General features: G+C 46.6%; 16 protein-coding genes, 1 other RNA gene and 1 other annotated feature. Of the genes, 2 read left to right on the top strand and 15 right to left on the bottom strand.

The window, feature by feature from the left end:
- Position 1 precedes the first annotated feature (1 nt).
- The 3 genes from dnaX to tadA form a co-directional block, all read right to left on the bottom strand.
- Positions 2 to 1,753 (bottom strand): DNA polymerase III subunit gamma/tau, encoded by a 1,752-nt coding sequence (gene dnaX, locus ACYVR3_RS02140; RefSeq protein WP_461242942.1) that lies wholly within the window; start codon positions 1,751 to 1,753, stop codon positions 2 to 4.
- Between the two features lie 256 nt (positions 1,754 to 2,009).
- An RNA gene (gene ffs, locus ACYVR3_RS02135) (signal recognition particle sRNA small type) lies at positions 2,010 to 2,096 on the bottom strand.
- 133 nt (positions 2,097 to 2,229) lie between these two features.
- Positions 2,230 to 2,736 carry a tRNA adenosine(34) deaminase TadA gene (gene tadA, locus ACYVR3_RS02130; protein ID WP_461242941.1) on the bottom strand — a complete coding sequence of 169 codons (507 nt, stop codon included), beginning with the start codon at positions 2,734 to 2,736 and terminating at the stop codon, positions 2,230 to 2,232.
- 343 nt (positions 2,737 to 3,079) lie between these two features.
- On the opposite strand from tadA, the gene nrdE reads away from it, so the two are divergent.
- Both nrdE and nrdF read left to right on the top strand, forming a co-directional pair.
- Entirely contained in the window at positions 3,080 to 5,248 is a 2,169-nt protein-coding gene (gene nrdE / locus ACYVR3_RS02125) for a class 1b ribonucleoside-diphosphate reductase subunit alpha (RefSeq protein WP_461242940.1), read from the top strand.
- A 42-nt stretch (positions 5,249 to 5,290) separates the two neighbouring features.
- Positions 5,291 to 6,247, top strand: coding sequence for a class 1b ribonucleoside-diphosphate reductase subunit beta (gene nrdF / locus ACYVR3_RS02120; protein WP_461242939.1), 957 nt, complete (start codon positions 5,291 to 5,293; stop codon positions 6,245 to 6,247).
- A gap of 771 nt (positions 6,248 to 7,018) precedes the next feature.
- Here the strand turns inward: nrdF and rplL are convergent.
- The 12 genes from rplL to cysS all read right to left on the bottom strand — a co-directional run bounded on the left by rplL (position 7,019) and on the right by cysS (position 14,736).
- Positions 7,019 to 7,384: a 50S ribosomal protein L7/L12 gene (gene rplL / locus ACYVR3_RS02115; RefSeq protein WP_054737428.1), complete on the bottom strand. Its 366-nt coding sequence runs from the start codon at positions 7,382 to 7,384 to the stop codon at positions 7,019 to 7,021.
- Positions 7,385 to 7,430: 46 nt separating this feature from the next.
- On the bottom strand, positions 7,431 to 7,934 hold the full coding sequence (rplJ, locus tag ACYVR3_RS02110) for a 50S ribosomal protein L10 (protein WP_054737429.1): 504 nt from the start codon (positions 7,932 to 7,934) through the stop codon (positions 7,431 to 7,433).
- Positions 7,935 to 7,955: 21 nt separating this feature from the next.
- Positions 7,956 to 8,082, bottom strand: a sequence feature (ribosomal protein L10 leader region).
- Positions 8,083 to 8,133: 51 nt separating this feature from the next.
- Positions 8,134 to 8,826 (bottom strand): 50S ribosomal protein L1, encoded by a 693-nt coding sequence (gene rplA / locus ACYVR3_RS02105; RefSeq protein ID WP_057152388.1) that lies wholly within the window; start codon positions 8,824 to 8,826, stop codon positions 8,134 to 8,136.
- 96 nt (positions 8,827 to 8,922) lie between these two features.
- Entirely contained in the window at positions 8,923 to 9,348 is a 426-nt protein-coding gene (gene rplK, locus ACYVR3_RS02100) for a 50S ribosomal protein L11 (RefSeq protein WP_054737431.1), read from the bottom strand.
- A gap of 159 nt (positions 9,349 to 9,507) precedes the next feature.
- Entirely contained in the window at positions 9,508 to 10,056 is a 549-nt protein-coding gene (nusG, locus tag ACYVR3_RS02095) for a transcription termination/antitermination protein NusG (RefSeq protein ID WP_057152387.1), read from the bottom strand.
- Between the two features lie 119 nt (positions 10,057 to 10,175).
- Complete coding sequence (gene secE, locus ACYVR3_RS02090) at positions 10,176 to 10,352, bottom strand: preprotein translocase subunit SecE (protein WP_054737432.1); 177 nt, start codon at positions 10,350 to 10,352, stop codon at positions 10,176 to 10,178.
- Positions 10,353 to 10,384: 32 nt separating this feature from the next.
- Positions 10,385 to 10,534 (bottom strand): 50S ribosomal protein L33, encoded by a 150-nt coding sequence (gene rpmG / locus ACYVR3_RS02085; protein ID WP_082405173.1) that lies wholly within the window; start codon positions 10,532 to 10,534, stop codon positions 10,385 to 10,387.
- A gap of 91 nt (positions 10,535 to 10,625) precedes the next feature.
- Complete coding sequence (locus ACYVR3_RS02080) at positions 10,626 to 11,234, bottom strand: sigma factor (RefSeq protein WP_461242938.1); 609 nt, start codon at positions 11,232 to 11,234, stop codon at positions 10,626 to 10,628.
- Between the two features lie 184 nt (positions 11,235 to 11,418).
- Positions 11,419 to 11,961, bottom strand: a complete 543-nt coding sequence (locus ACYVR3_RS02075; protein WP_054737434.1) for an NYN domain-containing protein — start codon at positions 11,959 to 11,961, stop codon at positions 11,419 to 11,421.
- 135 nt (positions 11,962 to 12,096) lie between these two features.
- Positions 12,097 to 12,906 carry a 23S rRNA (guanosine(2251)-2'-O)-methyltransferase RlmB gene (gene rlmB, locus ACYVR3_RS02070; RefSeq protein ID WP_082624513.1) on the bottom strand — a complete coding sequence of 270 codons (810 nt, stop codon included), beginning with the start codon at positions 12,904 to 12,906 and terminating at the stop codon, positions 12,097 to 12,099.
- A complete protein-coding gene (locus ACYVR3_RS02065; RefSeq protein ID WP_054737435.1) occupies positions 12,896 to 13,315 on the bottom strand; it encodes a Mini-ribonuclease 3 in 420 nt (139 codons plus the stop codon). Before ACYVR3_RS02065 ends, rlmB begins: the two co-directional genes overlap by 11 nt.
- 11 nt (positions 13,316 to 13,326) lie before the next feature.
- Positions 13,327 to 14,736 carry a cysteine--tRNA ligase gene (gene cysS, locus ACYVR3_RS02060; RefSeq protein WP_057152386.1) on the bottom strand — a complete coding sequence of 470 codons (1,410 nt, stop codon included), beginning with the start codon at positions 14,734 to 14,736 and terminating at the stop codon, positions 13,327 to 13,329.
- Positions 14,737 to 14,920 lie beyond the last annotated feature (184 nt).

Raw genomic sequence — 14,920 nt, 5'->3', positions numbered from 1 at the left:
ATTAATCTTGTTTAACTTCAACAACGTCACCAAACAACGCTTTCGCCTGTTCGACAACCGGTGCTGGTTGTGACTCATTGGCTGGTGCTTGCGTATCAGTTGGCGCATCCCCTGATAACTGTTGATCCGTTTCAGGCGTTTCACCCGTTGATTGCCCGGTCAGCTTATGCTGCTGAATGAAGGTCTTACGAATCTGAGGCCACTCATCGATCGGCACAAAGACCAACTTAGGTGATTTATGCGTCAGTCGATCCAACCCATTTTCAAGCGCATCCGTTAACTCACGGTCGGTATGTTGCAACAGAAAATCAAAGTCAAAGGCGATAATGGCGCCTTCCTGACTCGCTGCAACCGGTTTTGACGCGTGCATCACGGCCCGTTGTGCCACCGTTAAGAAGCTCATTAACTCTGGCCAAACCTCTTGTAACGCCGAAAGATCTTGGCGCGTTGCCGTTTCAAGCACTGGATAAACCTGTCCTAGATTAACCTTCCGATTGATCTTAGTTGCTGGTTTAGGCGCTACTGGTTTCGCCGCTGTTGGTGCGGCCTGAACCCCCGCCGTTTGAAGTTGATCCACCGTCTGTTTCAGCGTCTGAACTTCCGCTTTCAGCTGATCAAGCTCCGCTGAATTAGCCGGTGCCGCTAACGTTGTTGCCGGTGCAGCCGTTTGTTGCAAGCCCGCCAATTTAACCGTCAACACTTCTAGATAAACGTCTTCGTGGGTCGTAAACCGCATTTGCTGTTGGATATCGTTTAACGCATCGATAATCGCGTACAGTTGCTGGGGCGTGATTGCTTCTGCTAACGCTTTAAACTGATCATCAACTTGATCGAGTTCAATTTGCGCCACCAACTCTGGTGACTGCTGATACAGTAGCAGATCACGAGTGAGATTCACGAGATCCTCGGTAAACCGTTCCGGATCCTTACCATCCGCTAATATCTCTTGAACCGTCACCAACGCCTGTTGCGTCTCGTTATGCATCACTGCAGTTAAATAATCCACGAGTAATTGCTTACGTACGGCGCCGGTAACCAGTAACGCGTTTTCCAAAGTGACCGAGTCATCACCAAACGAAATGACTTGATCCAAGATGCTCAACGCATCCCGCATCCCACCTTCAGAAGCCTTCGCAATGACTTTAAGGGCTTCTTCATCGTAATCAACCTGCTTTTCATTGAGGATGTAGGTCATCCGTGACAAACTATCCTTGGCCTGAATCTGCTTAAAATCAAAGCGTTGGGTCCGAGAAATGATCGTTGCCGGAATCTTATGGGGTTCCGTTGTCGCGAGAATGAAGATCACGTTTGCTGGTGGTTCCTCCAACGTTTTTAACAGTGCGTTGAAGGCGCCGGTCGACAGCATGTGGACTTCGTCAATAATGTAGACTTTATATTCCGCCTCGGTTGGCGCGTATTTGACCTTATCACGAATATCGCGAATCTCTTCGACCCCGTTGTTCGAAGCGGCATCGATCTCGATCACATCATTTAACGTGCCTTTCGTGATTGCCTTACAGGTCTCACACTCGTTGCAGGGTTCCCCGTCTTTTTGAAACTGACAGTTGACCGCTTTTGCAAACACCTTCGCAGCGGACGTTTTCCCGGTGCCTCGTGGTCCCGCAAACAAATACGCATGGCTGATTTGCTTCGTTTTAATGGCGTTCTTCAGGGTTTGCGTAATCAGCGATTGACCGATCATTTCATCAAACCGTTGAGGCCGCCATACCCGGTACAGGGCTTGGTAACTCATCACACATTCCTCTATTCTTTATGCCAATTTTACGATCTATATACAACCTATCATTATATAGTCTTTTGAGTTTAAATACCACTGTGAACGCACAGTCAAATGATGAATATCGCTTGGTCTCCGTGCCCCACTGATCCCAGCAAGCTTTAGCGACCCACAGCACCACATTTCGCCCAACAAAACAAAAAACGAACGTCCAATAACTGAACATTCGTTTCCACTTTTAATCGGGAATCACATTCCCGTTCATCATCATATCAACTTGAAGCACAAAGCAACGCAAACTTAGTGCTGCTTCCTTCCGGACCTGACACGATTCGTAAGGCTACCCTTGCTTCAAGGCCTTGCGGCAACTACTAGTTTATCACGTCCATCAATGAATAGCTAGGCTAAATTCTAGATTCTTACTGATTGCCAACAACTAACGACGCTCGAGACATTCGTTCCACAATACTTAGCAGGCCATGATTTCGATTCTAAGCTTGGTTACCATTGGCCAACGCCTTGCGCTGCCGTTTACGTTCCTTGTTCCGTTTCCGGGCAGCCTTAAAGAACGTCTTCAATAATGTACCGGCCTCATCAGCGCAAACGCCCTCCGTCACATCGACTTGGTGGTTCAACCGCTGATCATTTAAAAGTTCGTATAAACTCGCAACGCCACCGGCTTTCGGGTCTCGTGCACCGTAAATGACCCGATCCACCCGTGCGTTGATGATTGCCCCACTGCACATCACGCAAGGCTCGAGGGTCACGTACAGGTCACACCCGGTCAAGCGCCAGCTTTTTAAATACTGATTGGCTTCTTCGATTGCCAGCAATTCTGCGTGCAATGCCGCTTCTTGACTATGTTCTCGCAAATTATGCCCACGACCAATGATTTTGCCATCGTGAACCACCACCGCCCCAATCGGCACTTCACCGATCAACGCCGCTTTTTTCGCTTCTACGAGTGCTTCGCGCATAAACTTCGTTTGTTCATCCATTACTGTGTGTCACTCCTTATGTCACTCACTTAAATTGCCCGTTAACCATCCAAAGTGTGCCCTATTTAGTCAAATCCGTTATAATTAATCTCAAGGCTTTAGTTTAGCATAAAAAACCGGCACCACCGGTTGAAATTTACCCCCATGGGTGTAAAATTTATGTATTAATACAAGTATTTAACTTGGTGACTTCCTGCTGATTGAACGGCACGTGGTTGGTTGCGCAACGACTAAACCATGCTCCCAGTTAATTGATAACAACAAGGAAGTGGTGACAACTCGTTTAGCGAATGCGCCACTTTTTTCGACGCCCCTCCCAATCAATAGAAAAGAGTGCGTTCACATGACCTTACTGGATCTTAAAAACACCACGTATTTTGATCTCAACCGCGATTTAAACATTCCGTTAGACGATCAGATCAATTTACCAACCGATCGAGACGCGCTAAACGCGTTTCTTGAGCAAAACGTTGCCCCTAATACGATGACTTTTGCATCGTTGCGCAACCGGTTTGATTATTTAATTGACAACGACTATCTCGATGCTGACTGCATCAATCAATACGATTTTACGTTTATCACTTCACTCTATGATTACCTCAATTCTCAATCGTATCACTTTCAAAGTTTTATGGCCGCCTACACCTTTTACACGAACTTTGCGTTAAAGACGCGTGATGGCCAGCAGTATTTGGAAACGCCCATTGACCATCTGGCCTTAGTTGCGTTAGCCGGGGCAAATGGTGATGAACACCTTGCCATGGACTGTGCGGATGAGCTCTTGCACCGTCGATTCCAGCCAGCGGCAACGCCGTTTAAAAACGCCGGTCGTCACGATAAGGGCACCCTGTTAAGCGGCTTTACCCTTCAGATTGCCAACGACCTCAACAGTATCGGGCGTGCACTGAATACCACTTTACAACTCTCAGAACTTGGGGGCGATGTCAGCTTTAACCTGACCAATATCAGTTCCTCAAAAGAAGCAACCAGTACCTCTGGCGGCATCGTTGGCATCATGCAATTGATTGAAGGTAGTCTGAACTACCCAAGACCAACGGGCGACACTGCCGGCGTCGCCTACTTAAACGTTTTTCATCCCGATATTTTAACATTTCTGGCAACTAAACAGGATACCACCGATACACAGGCCCGGCTAAAATCACTCGCAATTGGCATCATCGTCCCCGACCTGTTCTATGAACTGTGTCGCGCTGACATGACAATGTACTGCTTTAGTCCGGCAGACGTCGCTCGCGAGTACGGTATGCCATTCTCAGAGGTTAACCTTTCTGACGAGTATGATGCACTGGTTCAGAATCCACGGATTCAAAAATGGCCACTTCAATCGCGAGATTTGGAAAGTAAAATCAGCCAGTGCCAACAAGAGTCTGGAATGCCCTACATCGTTAATATCGATACAGCAAATAAAGCCAATCCCATTGACGGTCAAATCCTACTGAGCGATCTCGGAACTAGTAGTTTTCAAATTCAGGCAACTCCTGAATTAACCGCTACCCAAGATTACCTCAATCTCGGTCGGGACAACGCAACAAGCCGGGCAGCCACCAACGTTGGCGCCCTAATGGCGAGCCCCGACTTTGGCCATTCTGTTGAAACCATGGTTCGGGCAATGACTAACGTTAGCGATCAAGCCGCATTAGCTGCCATTCCCACTGTGGCTGCGGGTAATCAAGCGACGCACACCCTTGGACTTAGCGCAATGGGGCTTCACAGTTACTTTGCTAGTCAACACCTCCAATATGGCGCACCTGAGACCCTTGAATTTACGAATCTTTACTTTATGCTCCTGAACTATTGGACGCTCATGGCTTCTACTCAGCTGGCTCACGACCGTCACCAAACTTTCGCCGGGTTTGAGAACAGCGACTACGCTTCCGGTGTTTACTTTGAACGCTATCTCGATCCAAAAGCCCCCTGCCAGCCGCAATCTGACACCGTTAAACGGCTGTTTAAGCACATCTCGCTACCGACCATTGCAGATTGGCAAGCCCTTCAACAACGCGTCATGCAAGACGGCCTCTACCATCAAAATCGATTAGCCGTCACGGCTGATACAACTACGACCATCATCAATGATACGACGATTGCGCTATCACCAATTGCTAACCGGGTCACGGCCTATCAGCTCCCCGTCGTTGGCAAGCTGTACTATCCGGCACCAGGGCTATCTAACGATACGTTGCCCTACTACGTTGCCGCTTATGACACGGACATGCGTCAAGTGATTCAAATCTATGCTGCCGCGCAGGCCCACGTTGATCAAGGTCTGGCACTGCCACTTCGACTTCGCGCAACCTGTTCGCCTGAGCTTTACGACTGGAAACGTGGTCATTCCGACCAGCTCTCAACTCGTGACCTCAGTATTTTACGACACTACGCCCACAAAGCCGGCCTCAAGTCCCTTTACGGGGTCCAAATTTTAACCGAAACCGATGGTGAATTTGGCGCTAATCAATGTACCAGTTGCCTTATGGTCCCTGATGAGCATTAACGGGATCGACGTTGGATTCGTCTCAAAGGAGCTTAAGAACCAATGACAGACACTTATAAAGCAATTAATTGGACAAAGGTTGACGATGTCATCGATCGCGCTGCCTGGGAAAAGTTAACCGAGCAATTTTGGCTAGACACCCAGATTCCCGTCGACAAGGACCTTGATGATTGGCGAACACTGGACGATACTCACCGTTGGGTCATCAGCCACATTTTTGGTGGGCTCAATCTGCTTGATACGCTACAGTCTCAAGATGGCATGGCCGCAATTCGTCAAGACGCCAAAACGCCACACGAAATTGCGGTACTCAACAACATTCAGTTTATGGAGTCCATTCACGCAAAAAGCTATTCCACGATTTTTTCAACTTTAAATTCCCCGGAAGAAACTCAGGCCATCTTTGATTGGAGTGATTCAGAAAACCTACTCCAAACTAAAGCGATTAGAATTCGCGACCTCTATCACGATGACGATGCGCCCCTCAAGAAAAAGATTGCCAACGTTTTTTTGGAAACTTTCCTTTTCTATTCGGGCTTCTACACACCACTATACTACCTTGGTCACAACAAACTGACCCACGTTGGCGAAATGGTCAAGCTGATTCTCCGGGACGAATCGGTTCACGGCACTTACATCGGTTACAAATTCCAAGTTGCGTTTAACCAACTGACTGATATTGAACGTCAATCGTTAAAGGATTGGATGTACACGTTTTTGTATGAACTATACGAAAATGAAGAACAGTATAGTCATCTGGTGTACGATCAAGTCGGCTGGACCTCTGACGTCCTGACCTTTATCCGCTACAACGCCAATAAAGCCCTCATGAACCTCGGTCAAGATCCGCTATTCCCAGATACCGCTGACGATGTCAATACCGACGTCATGGCCGGTATCTCGACCTCAACGGCCAACCACGACTTCTTCTCGCAAACGGGCAACGGCTACCTGTTGGGGAACCTTGAACCAATGCTTGATAGTGATTATGATATTTAAAAACAGCTACTAACTCACCGTGAGTTGGTAGCTGTTTTTTGCTGTCGCTTGTGTCCAGTGTAAGCATGTTTAGATTGTGAAATTCGGTAATTCTGTTTTTTTGTAGTGGGAAGATGCCGCGGGAGGTTCCGGCGCTATGCGAGGCTGGAACGCAGTGGCCAGATAGGCTTCCAAGCTTCGCTGGGTCGCGGGCCTACGAGCTAGGAATGGGCAAAAAACGCCCATGCCGGATCTCTCCGGACCCGCGTATGACTAAAGCACTCGACAACTGCAGACGCACTTGCGGTCAATGTTCAGTAACTGCAATGGGTCAACCATTGTACGATGTGGAACGTATTAGTTGTGCTTAGTTGTGCGTTGCGCTTGCGCTAATCAGATATGCCACGTTGCCGTTAACCGTATTTTGAGATGTTCTACGATAGTGCCGAATTGCGCCAACGTGAGAGCCGGCCAGGTGTATGCTGTGTCGCGATAATTGGTGGTTGTTGGCGATTTTCCAACAATCGCCAATTATCGGGGACGAATTTCAGACTCGCATGGGTTTTGGCGAGGCTGAAATTCGAGGACTGAGACCGCCCTTTGGCTCAGGCCGGCCAGCGCAGCTAACCTGGCCGGCTACCGGAATCGCCAGTTTACGCATATCACCGCACTTCACAAACTAAAGCTAACGTTGAGTTACTTCATTAAATCAACAAATCAACGTTATTGAGAACAAAATAAAAAACGGTCTGCGATAAAATCGCAAACCGTTTTTTGAGCGGGATCCTTAAATTACTTAAGGGTAACCACGCCACCAACTTCTTCAAGCTTAGCTTTAAGTTCGTTGGCTTCGTCTTCTGAAACGCCTTCCTTGATAACTGAAGGTACGTTGTCAACAAGACCCTTAGCGTCCTTCAAACCAAGACCAGTGATTTCGCGGACAGCCTTGATAGCCTTAACCTTTTGGTCGCCTGATTCAGTCAATTCAACATCGTATGAATCCTTAGCAGCACCGCCATCGGCACCAGCAGCAGCAACTGCAACTGGAGCAGCAGCTGAGACATCGAATTCTTCTTCGATTGCCTTAACAAGGTCGTTTAAATCTGAGATTGACGCTTCTTTTAATGAAGCGATGATAGCATCTTTATCAAAAGCCATTTTTGTTTCCTCCATTTATTGTGGGATTATTAGTAGTAGTGGTGGGTTAGGCAGCTTCGCCTTCACCCTTGTCAGCGACAGCCTTAACCGCACGCGCAATTTTACGCATAGGATCAGACAAGGCACTAGCAAGCATTGACAACAAGTCTTCACGACTTGGCATCGTAGCGTATTCGTTGATTTGATCAAGCGTAGCAACTTTACCTTCAACCATCCCACCCTTTAATTCAAGGGCAGCGTGACTGTCAGCAAACTTCTTCAAGATCTTAGCGGGTGCAATTGCATCTTCGTTAGAGAATGCAACGGCAGTAGGGCCAGCAAAGACGTCGTTTAAATCGGCGTAGCCAGCTTTTTCTGCGGCACGGGTCAAAACCTTGTTCTTGATAACGCTCATTGAAACACCGGCATCACGTAATTGCTTACGTAAGTCAGTTACTTCAGCAACCGTCAAGCCACGGTAGTCAACTACAATAGCTGCTTGAGCGGCTTCGAAACGCTTAACAACTTCTTCAACATGTTGTGCTTTAACAGCAATAGCTTGTTCACTCATTAGTTTCACCTCCTGCAAAATAATAGGAATAAAAAATCCCTATGTCCGCCATGACATAGAGAGAAATGTAAGTTTAACTTCACATCTTCCTCGGCAGGTAAATTAAGGCCGGAGCCACCTGAGTCTTGGGCAGAACAATATCAACCTTCTAAGAATACTCGATTCTTAGATGAAAGTCAATACAGGATTTTTTAAATTATTAAAGCGTCGTTACATCAACGTTGACACTTGGGCCAAAGGTTGAAGCAATCGAAACGTGTTGTACGTAAGTCCCCTTAACAGCAGCAGGACGTGCAGTAATAACAACGTTTGAGATGGTCTTCAAGTTTTCAACTAACTTGTCAGCATCAAATGATACTTTACCAACAGGAACAGCAACGTTACCGTCACGGTCAGTCCGGTAAGTCACCTTACCAGCTTTTGATTCGTTAACAGCCTTTGCAACGTCCATGGTAACAGTACCCGTCTTAGGGTTAGGCATCAAGCCCTTAGGACCAAGGACCCGACCTAAACGACCAACTTGGGCCATCATATCAGGCGTTGCGATGGCAACGTCGAAATCTAACCAGCCGTCTTGGATCTTAGCAACTAAGTCGTCGTCGCCAACAAAGTCAGCACCGGCTTCTTGAGCTTCTTTAGCCTTGTCACCCTTAGCAAATACAACAACAGTTTGATCTTTACCAGTCCCGTTTGGCAGTACAACTGCGCCACGGAGTTGTTGATCAGCTTGCTTCGTATCTACGTTAAGCTTGAATGCAATTTCGATGGTTGCATCAAACTTAGCAAAATCAATTTTCTTAACAAGATCAACCGCTTCTTCAAGGGCGTAGAACTTATCTTGGTCTACTTGCTTGAACGCGTCTTGATACTTTTTACCTCTTTTATGAGCCATTTTGTGTTTTCCTCCTTGCAAATGTGGTTATAACGGCTTGGCCTCCCACTTGATACATTCGCTTTCACAAAGTATCCGTAGTGTTAGTAGCTGGGATTAACCTTCTACAGTGAAGCCCATGCTACGAGCAGTACCTTCAACCATACGCATAGCTGCTTCAACGTCAGCGGCGTTTAGGTCTTGCATTTTGGTTTCAGCAATTTCCTTAACTTGAGCCTTGGTTACAGATGCAACCTTGTTCGTGTTAGGTTCGCCTGAACCATGTTCAACACCGGCGGCCTTCTTCAAAAGAACGGCTGCTGGTGGTGTCTTGGTGATGAAATCGAATGAACGATCTTCATAAACCGTGATCACAACTGGAATAATCATCCCAGCTTGATCGGCAGTACGAGCGTTGAAATCCTTCGTAAAGCCCATGATATTAATTCCGGCTTGGCCCAATGCTGGTCCAACTGGAGGGGCTGGTGTTGCTTTACCCGCAGGAATTTGCAATTTAACAATGTTAGCTACTTTTTTAGCCACGAGACATACCTCCTTGAGTCCGTGTTGTGGTAAGTGGAGAGCTGATTTCTCCTCCCACATTTGTATGCAAAAACATACTCATATAGGCTACCACAGTTTCACGTAAATGCCAATAGTTTTTTAACGACTTTCAGCTAAAAGCCGGATTGTTCACTCAGTTTAAATGACTGGATCAACTTGGTCAAAGTTTAATTCGGCGCTAGTTTCACGACCAAACATGTCAATGTTAACCTTTAACTTCGCCTTTTCGTGATCAACTTCGGTAATCTTACCTTCCAAACCAGAGAAGGCGCCGTCAACAATTTTAACCGTGTCATCAACGTCAACGTCGAGATCTTCATGACGGGTACTCATCCCAAGTCGTTTCAAGATCAACTCAACTTCGTCTGGCAACAATGGCGTTGGCTTTGAACCTTGGCCGTGAGACCCGATAAACCCGGTTACGCCTGGGGTGTTACGGACGATATACCACGCTTGGTCAGTCATTACCATTTCAACCAAAACATAGCCCGGGAAGGTTTTGTCCATCTTGATCTTTTCCTTACCGTTCTTAACCTCGCGTTCCTCTTCTTCGGGAACAACTACTCGGAAAATAAAATCTTGCATGCCCATGGACTGTGCCCGGGATTCAAGGTTCATCTTCACTTTATTTTCGTAACCAGAGTAGGTATGTAATACGTACCACTGCTTCTCTGCTGATTCAACCATCTTTGATTCATCCTTTCTAAAAAACGGTAACCTGACCAATTGTTGCCAAAATAAAAAAACTCCGACAGCGCGAAGTTTTCAACCACAAACATTATAGCATAAAATTTGCTTTCGTGAAGCTAGACGAATAATTTTAAGCCCGCTTGGACCAAATAATCGACAACGCCTAAGAAAATTGCCATCGCAAGCGCCATCGTTACAACGCTTGTGGTATCTTTACGCGTTTGCTTTGCGTTTGGCCAAGACACCTGTTTCATCTCATCTTTTACTTGACGTAAAAATCTAAAAAAGCGCATATGCCCCTCCTAAAACCGGTCGTGCACGTGCTTTACTTAGTTTCGCGATGCAACGTGTGGCGACCACAATACTTACAATATTTATTAACTTCAAGTCGAATTTTTCGATTGGGGCTTGCTGGAACCGTATAATTCCGCGAGCCGCAAACAGAACATGCTAACGCAACTTTTCTTTGAGCCACGCTGAACACCTCCTCTTCATTACAGCAAACTTGATTTTAGCATTGATCCGTTGGGGCGTCAAGCGCGCCGGCCATTCAGGAGGTCGCTTGATCACTCGGCGATGTTATCCCGGCGATTAGCGTGGCCAAAGAATTCTTGGCGAATCTTACGTTTAATGCGTTCCGTTGCATTATGCAGTTGTCGTTTATCTAATTTAAAGGTCGCCATAATTTCCTCTCGCGTTTGTCCCCCGACTAACGCTAATATAACACCTCGCTCTAGCTGAGAAAGTTCTTTTTTCAGTACTTTCATCACGTGTTGTCTGACGATCACAACATCATCAGGCGACCGCCACTCCTGATTGACGAACATCTCAAGCCAACCGTCCGGAACTTTCAACGATGTCACGCTTACGACTAAGCGCCGCTTTTGTGTCGACATCCCACGGTGAATGTCACGTCGCCGATTCAAAAGTGCCTGTTTAAAATACATGCCAAACGCCCGAGTCCGTTCAACGTCAAAGCGATGGACAATTCGCCAAAGCACAATGTAAGCCTCTTGAATCCAGTCTCGCATATCATAACATTTCAGGTAATAGTTTAGCTGAATACTGACCACTAAGGGTTCGTATCGTCGCATCAACTCACATAATGCATCTTCGTTACCTGCTTTTGCCTGTTGAGCCAATTCCCAATCTGGTTCGTTATAAACAGTCATCATTCTCTCCTCCAAAATTGATGCTTTCACTTTAACAGACCAATTTTAAGTGGCCAAGCAAACGTAGCACAAAAAACGTCAACCGTCCCGAGCGACCAATTCAATATCAACTTGAATGTGTTCGGGTAAAATCGACGTTAATTGAACTATACCAATTTTATTTTCTCACTTGATTGTTAAATAATTATCAGCGCTTTTTTTGTTTTGGGTCATCGCCTAAATTGTCCCGTAATTTTTCTAACTTCAGCAATTGCCCCTGACTCCAAGGCGAACGGCGCACCTTGCCTTGATCCGCAATCTTAACGGCTTGGGTGTGAACTTCGCGCCGCGTTCGTTTGATATCAGACAAAAGCTCCCCTGCTGGTATCCGAAGTGCGCCCGCTGAAAATACCATCCACTGCTCCGCTTGATCACTCGTCGCTACCGTTACTTGGGTGAACCGGGTCTGTTTTTCCTTGGCCAGTGACTCAATATATGAATCAGCCGTTTGATCCTGACCCGTCCAGATAACCTCCAGACCGTAATGATCGTATTTTTTAGACATGCCGGGCACAAACATCGCATCAAACACCACGATGATTGTTGTCTTGAGGTACTTACGGTACTCGGACAACATGGCTAATAGTTGATCTCGGGCTTCTTCCATCCGGCCCGTTAACTTTAACCGGTTCAAGTCCGGCCAATTGCCGATCATGTTGTAGGCATCTACGATTAAGATATCCTGTTTCATTGGTGAACCTCCCTTCTAAAAGCTTAAAAATCCGATTGGCCAGCATGACCATTCGGATTTTTAATCGCCCTGATCAACGATTCAACGCCGGCATACTACTGCAAATTTCCGGTGATCGCAATCAGGCTGTCTGAATTAATTTAATGGGTGTCGTGATTGGAACGCTTGGTACATCAATAAGCTTGCCGCAACACTGGCATTCAAGCTTTGAACGTGGCCAATCATTGGGATGGTCAGCATTTCGTCCACCGTCTTCTTCAACAGTGGTGAAATCCCCTTGCCTTCGTTACCAATGATGATGCCAACCGGTCCCTTGGCGTCAAAGCGCCGGTAGTCCGTTCCGTTCATGTCGGTACCAAATACCCAGAGACCGCGATCCTTCAACTCTTTAACCGTGTTGACTAGGTTGGTGACCCGGGCAACTGGCACGTGTTCAATTGCGCCAGTCGAAGTCTTCGCAACCACAGAGGTCAAGCCCACTGAGCGCCGTTTTGGAATAATAATCCCATGTGCGCCAACAGCATCCGCCGTCCGCATGATCGACCCCAAGTTATGGGGATCATTGATGTTATCCAAAATCAGGAAAAACGGTGGTTCTTCCTTAGCCGCAGCCTTATCAAACAAATCATCAATCGTTGCGTAATCGTACGCTGCAACGGCTAAAACAACCCCTTGGTGGTTCTCGCGGGGAACCAGTCGTTCCAGTTTAGACTTCGGCACTGTTTGAATCACCAGTGACCGCTTTTTAGCCAGTTTAATAATTTCGCCGATCAATTCATTCTTCAAGCCATCTTGAATAAACACCTTGTTGATTTCTTGGTCACTTTTAAGTGCCGAAATAGCGGGATGACGGCCAATAATAAATTCGGATTGTTCTTCCTCTTGGGCGTCGTTCTTACGGGCGTCTTTTTTATGGTCATCGTTTTGATGTGTCTTATTTTTCATTCGTTAGCCTCCCAGCTTCCACTTGCTCAATGCACCAGTGTGCAAGTTCAGCCAGCCGTTCCGTTTGGTGACTCAAGTGTAAGTACCCAAACAGTGCTTCAAATCCAGTTGAGATCCGGTAAGTCATCACACTGGTGTTTTTAGCGTGGGTGTAACTCTTGGCATTGCGGCCACGACGGAAGTAATCTTGTTCCGTTTCGCTTAACAGGCCATCTTGCGTCATTAAGTCGATCAACGCCGCTTGCGCCTTAGCCGAAACGTACATCGTCGCCTTATGGTGCAGTTTAGTCGGCTTCGTGAGTCCCTGTTCGATCAAGTGTTGTCGAATAAACACTTCGTACGCGGCATCGCCCATGTAGGCTAACGCAATACCGTTAAGTTGTTGATAATCTGCTTGCTCTTCGCTCATAGTGTTCCTTTCTAATCCTCGCGGTGCCAACGGGTCCCTTGAGGGGTGTCTTCCAAAATAATGCCTTGGACTTTAAGCTGTTCACGAATTTCATCGCTGCGAGCAAAGTCGCGTGCTTGACGAGCCGCCAAGCGTTCGTCGATCAAGGCTTGAATGCCGTCATCATTTAGCGCTTCATCCTTAAAGACGATGCCAAACACATTGACGAGTTCTTTAAGGGTCTTCAGGATAAAGTTTACGCTATCTTGCAACACAACGGGTTGCTCTGCGTAAACGTTCCCCAACTTAGCCAGTTCATACACTTGAGCGATCCCATTTTGAACGTTAAAATCATCGTCCATCATATCAACAAAGTCCGCTTCAATTTGGCGAATCTCTTGATCAATCTTAGGGTCACTCCCAGCTTCAGCATCCTTTAAACGGTACTGTAAGTTGTGGTAGGCCGTTTGCAGGTGCTTCAAGTTGTTTTGGGCATCTTCCAAATTGCCAGCGGTATATTGGATTGGCTTGCGATACTGGGTGGTTGCCATAAAGAAGCGCAATACTTGGGGATCCACGGTCTTCAAAATATCATGCACCGTCACAAAGTTCCCCAGTGATTTACTCATCTTTTCGTTTTCATCGCCAACCGTCACAAAGCCGTTATGCAACCAATAATTGGCAAACGTCTTGCCCGTTTTGGCTTCGCTTTGTGCAATTTCGTTTTCATGGTGTGGAAAGGCTAAATCTTGGCCGCCACCATGAATATCAAACGTGTCACCCAGATACTTCGTCGACATAACGGAGCATTCAATGTGCCACCCTGGCCGGCCTTTACCCCAAGGTGATTCCCAAGAGATCTCATCCCCCTTGGCACCCTTCCATAAGGCAAAATCAATTGGATCTTCCTTCCGGTCAACTTCGGTTGGGTCAACGTGTTGACTGGCCCCAACTTCAAGTTCATCAATGTTTTGGTGAGATAGTTTACCATAACCTTCAAACTTCCGAGCCCGGTAATAAACGTCACCATCGGCTTCGTAGGCGTAACCTTTAGCCACTAATGCCTGAATAAAGCTAATGATCTCTTTAATGTTTTCAGTTGCCCGTGGGTGTTTCGTTGCGGGTTCAATGTTTAAAGCTGTGGTATCTTCCATAAATGCCGCAATAAAGCGATCGGCAATTTCTGGAACGGTCGTGTTCGCTTCCTTAGCAGCCTTAATCATCTTATCATCAACATCGGTAAAGTTAGACACGTAGTTCACGTGGTAACCCTTATATTCGAAGTAACGACGAATCGTATCAAATGCAATCGCACTCCGCGCATTGCCGATATGAATATAGTTATAAACTGTCGGTCCGCAGACATACATGTTTACCATCCCCGATGTAATCGGCGTAAACACTTCTTTTTGCCGCGTCAGCGTATTAAAAACTTTTAACATGTGCGGTGCTCCCCTCTGGTTAATCGTATGTTCATTTTAGCATAGTTCGTCGCAAACTTAGCATGCCTTTGAAAACTTCCGTAAGTTTTCGTGAATTTACGAGGTTACGTTTGTGTCCAACGTAAGCATATTGTGGTTTAGTTTGTGAAGTGCGGTGACTTGCGTAAACTGTCGATTCCGGTAA

Source organism: Secundilactobacillus muriivasis (assembly GCF_054785195.1).
Note: the sequence above shows the minus strand (reverse complement) of the source record. Positions and strands in the feature narration are given on the sequence as shown.

Excerpts from the sequence above, each read along its gene's own strand:
- ACYVR3_RS02080 (WP_461242938.1), bottom strand. The coding sequence starts at position 11,234 with ATGATGACTGTTTATAACGAACCAGATTGGGAATTGGCTCAACAGGCA.
- tadA (WP_461242941.1), bottom strand. The coding sequence starts at position 2,736 with ATGGATGAACAAACGAAGTTTATGCGCGAAGCACTCGTAGAAGCGAAA.
- nrdF (WP_461242939.1), top strand. The coding sequence starts at position 5,291 with ATGACAGACACTTATAAAGCAATTAATTGGACAAAGGTTGACGATGTC.
- rlmB (WP_082624513.1), bottom strand. The coding sequence starts at position 12,906 with ATGAAAAATAAGACACATCAAAACGATGACCATAAAAAAGACGCCCGT.
- cysS (WP_057152386.1), bottom strand. The coding sequence starts at position 14,736 with ATGTTAAAAGTTTTTAATACGCTGACGCGGCAAAAAGAAGTGTTTACG.
- rplA (WP_057152388.1), bottom strand. The coding sequence starts at position 8,826 with ATGGCTCATAAAAGAGGTAAAAAGTATCAAGACGCGTTCAAGCAAGTA.
- rplJ (WP_054737429.1), bottom strand. The coding sequence starts at position 7,934 with ATGAGTGAACAAGCTATTGCTGTTAAAGCACAACATGTTGAAGAAGTT.
- secE (WP_054737432.1), bottom strand. The coding sequence starts at position 10,352 with ATGCGCTTTTTTAGATTTTTACGTCAAGTAAAAGATGAGATGAAACAG.
- rplL (WP_054737428.1), bottom strand. The coding sequence starts at position 7,384 with ATGGCTTTTGATAAAGATGCTATCATCGCTTCATTAAAAGAAGCGTCA.
- nusG (WP_057152387.1), bottom strand. The coding sequence starts at position 10,056 with ATGGTTGAATCAGCAGAGAAGCAGTGGTACGTATTACATACCTACTCT.
- dnaX (WP_461242942.1), bottom strand. The coding sequence starts at position 1,753 with ATGAGTTACCAAGCCCTGTACCGGGTATGGCGGCCTCAACGGTTTGAT.
- ACYVR3_RS02065 (WP_054737435.1), bottom strand. The coding sequence starts at position 13,315 with ATGAGCGAAGAGCAAGCAGATTATCAACAACTTAACGGTATTGCGTTA.
- ACYVR3_RS02075 (WP_054737434.1), bottom strand. The coding sequence starts at position 11,961 with ATGAAACAGGATATCTTAATCGTAGATGCCTACAACATGATCGGCAAT.
- nrdE (WP_461242940.1), top strand. The coding sequence starts at position 3,080 with ATGACCTTACTGGATCTTAAAAACACCACGTATTTTGATCTCAACCGC.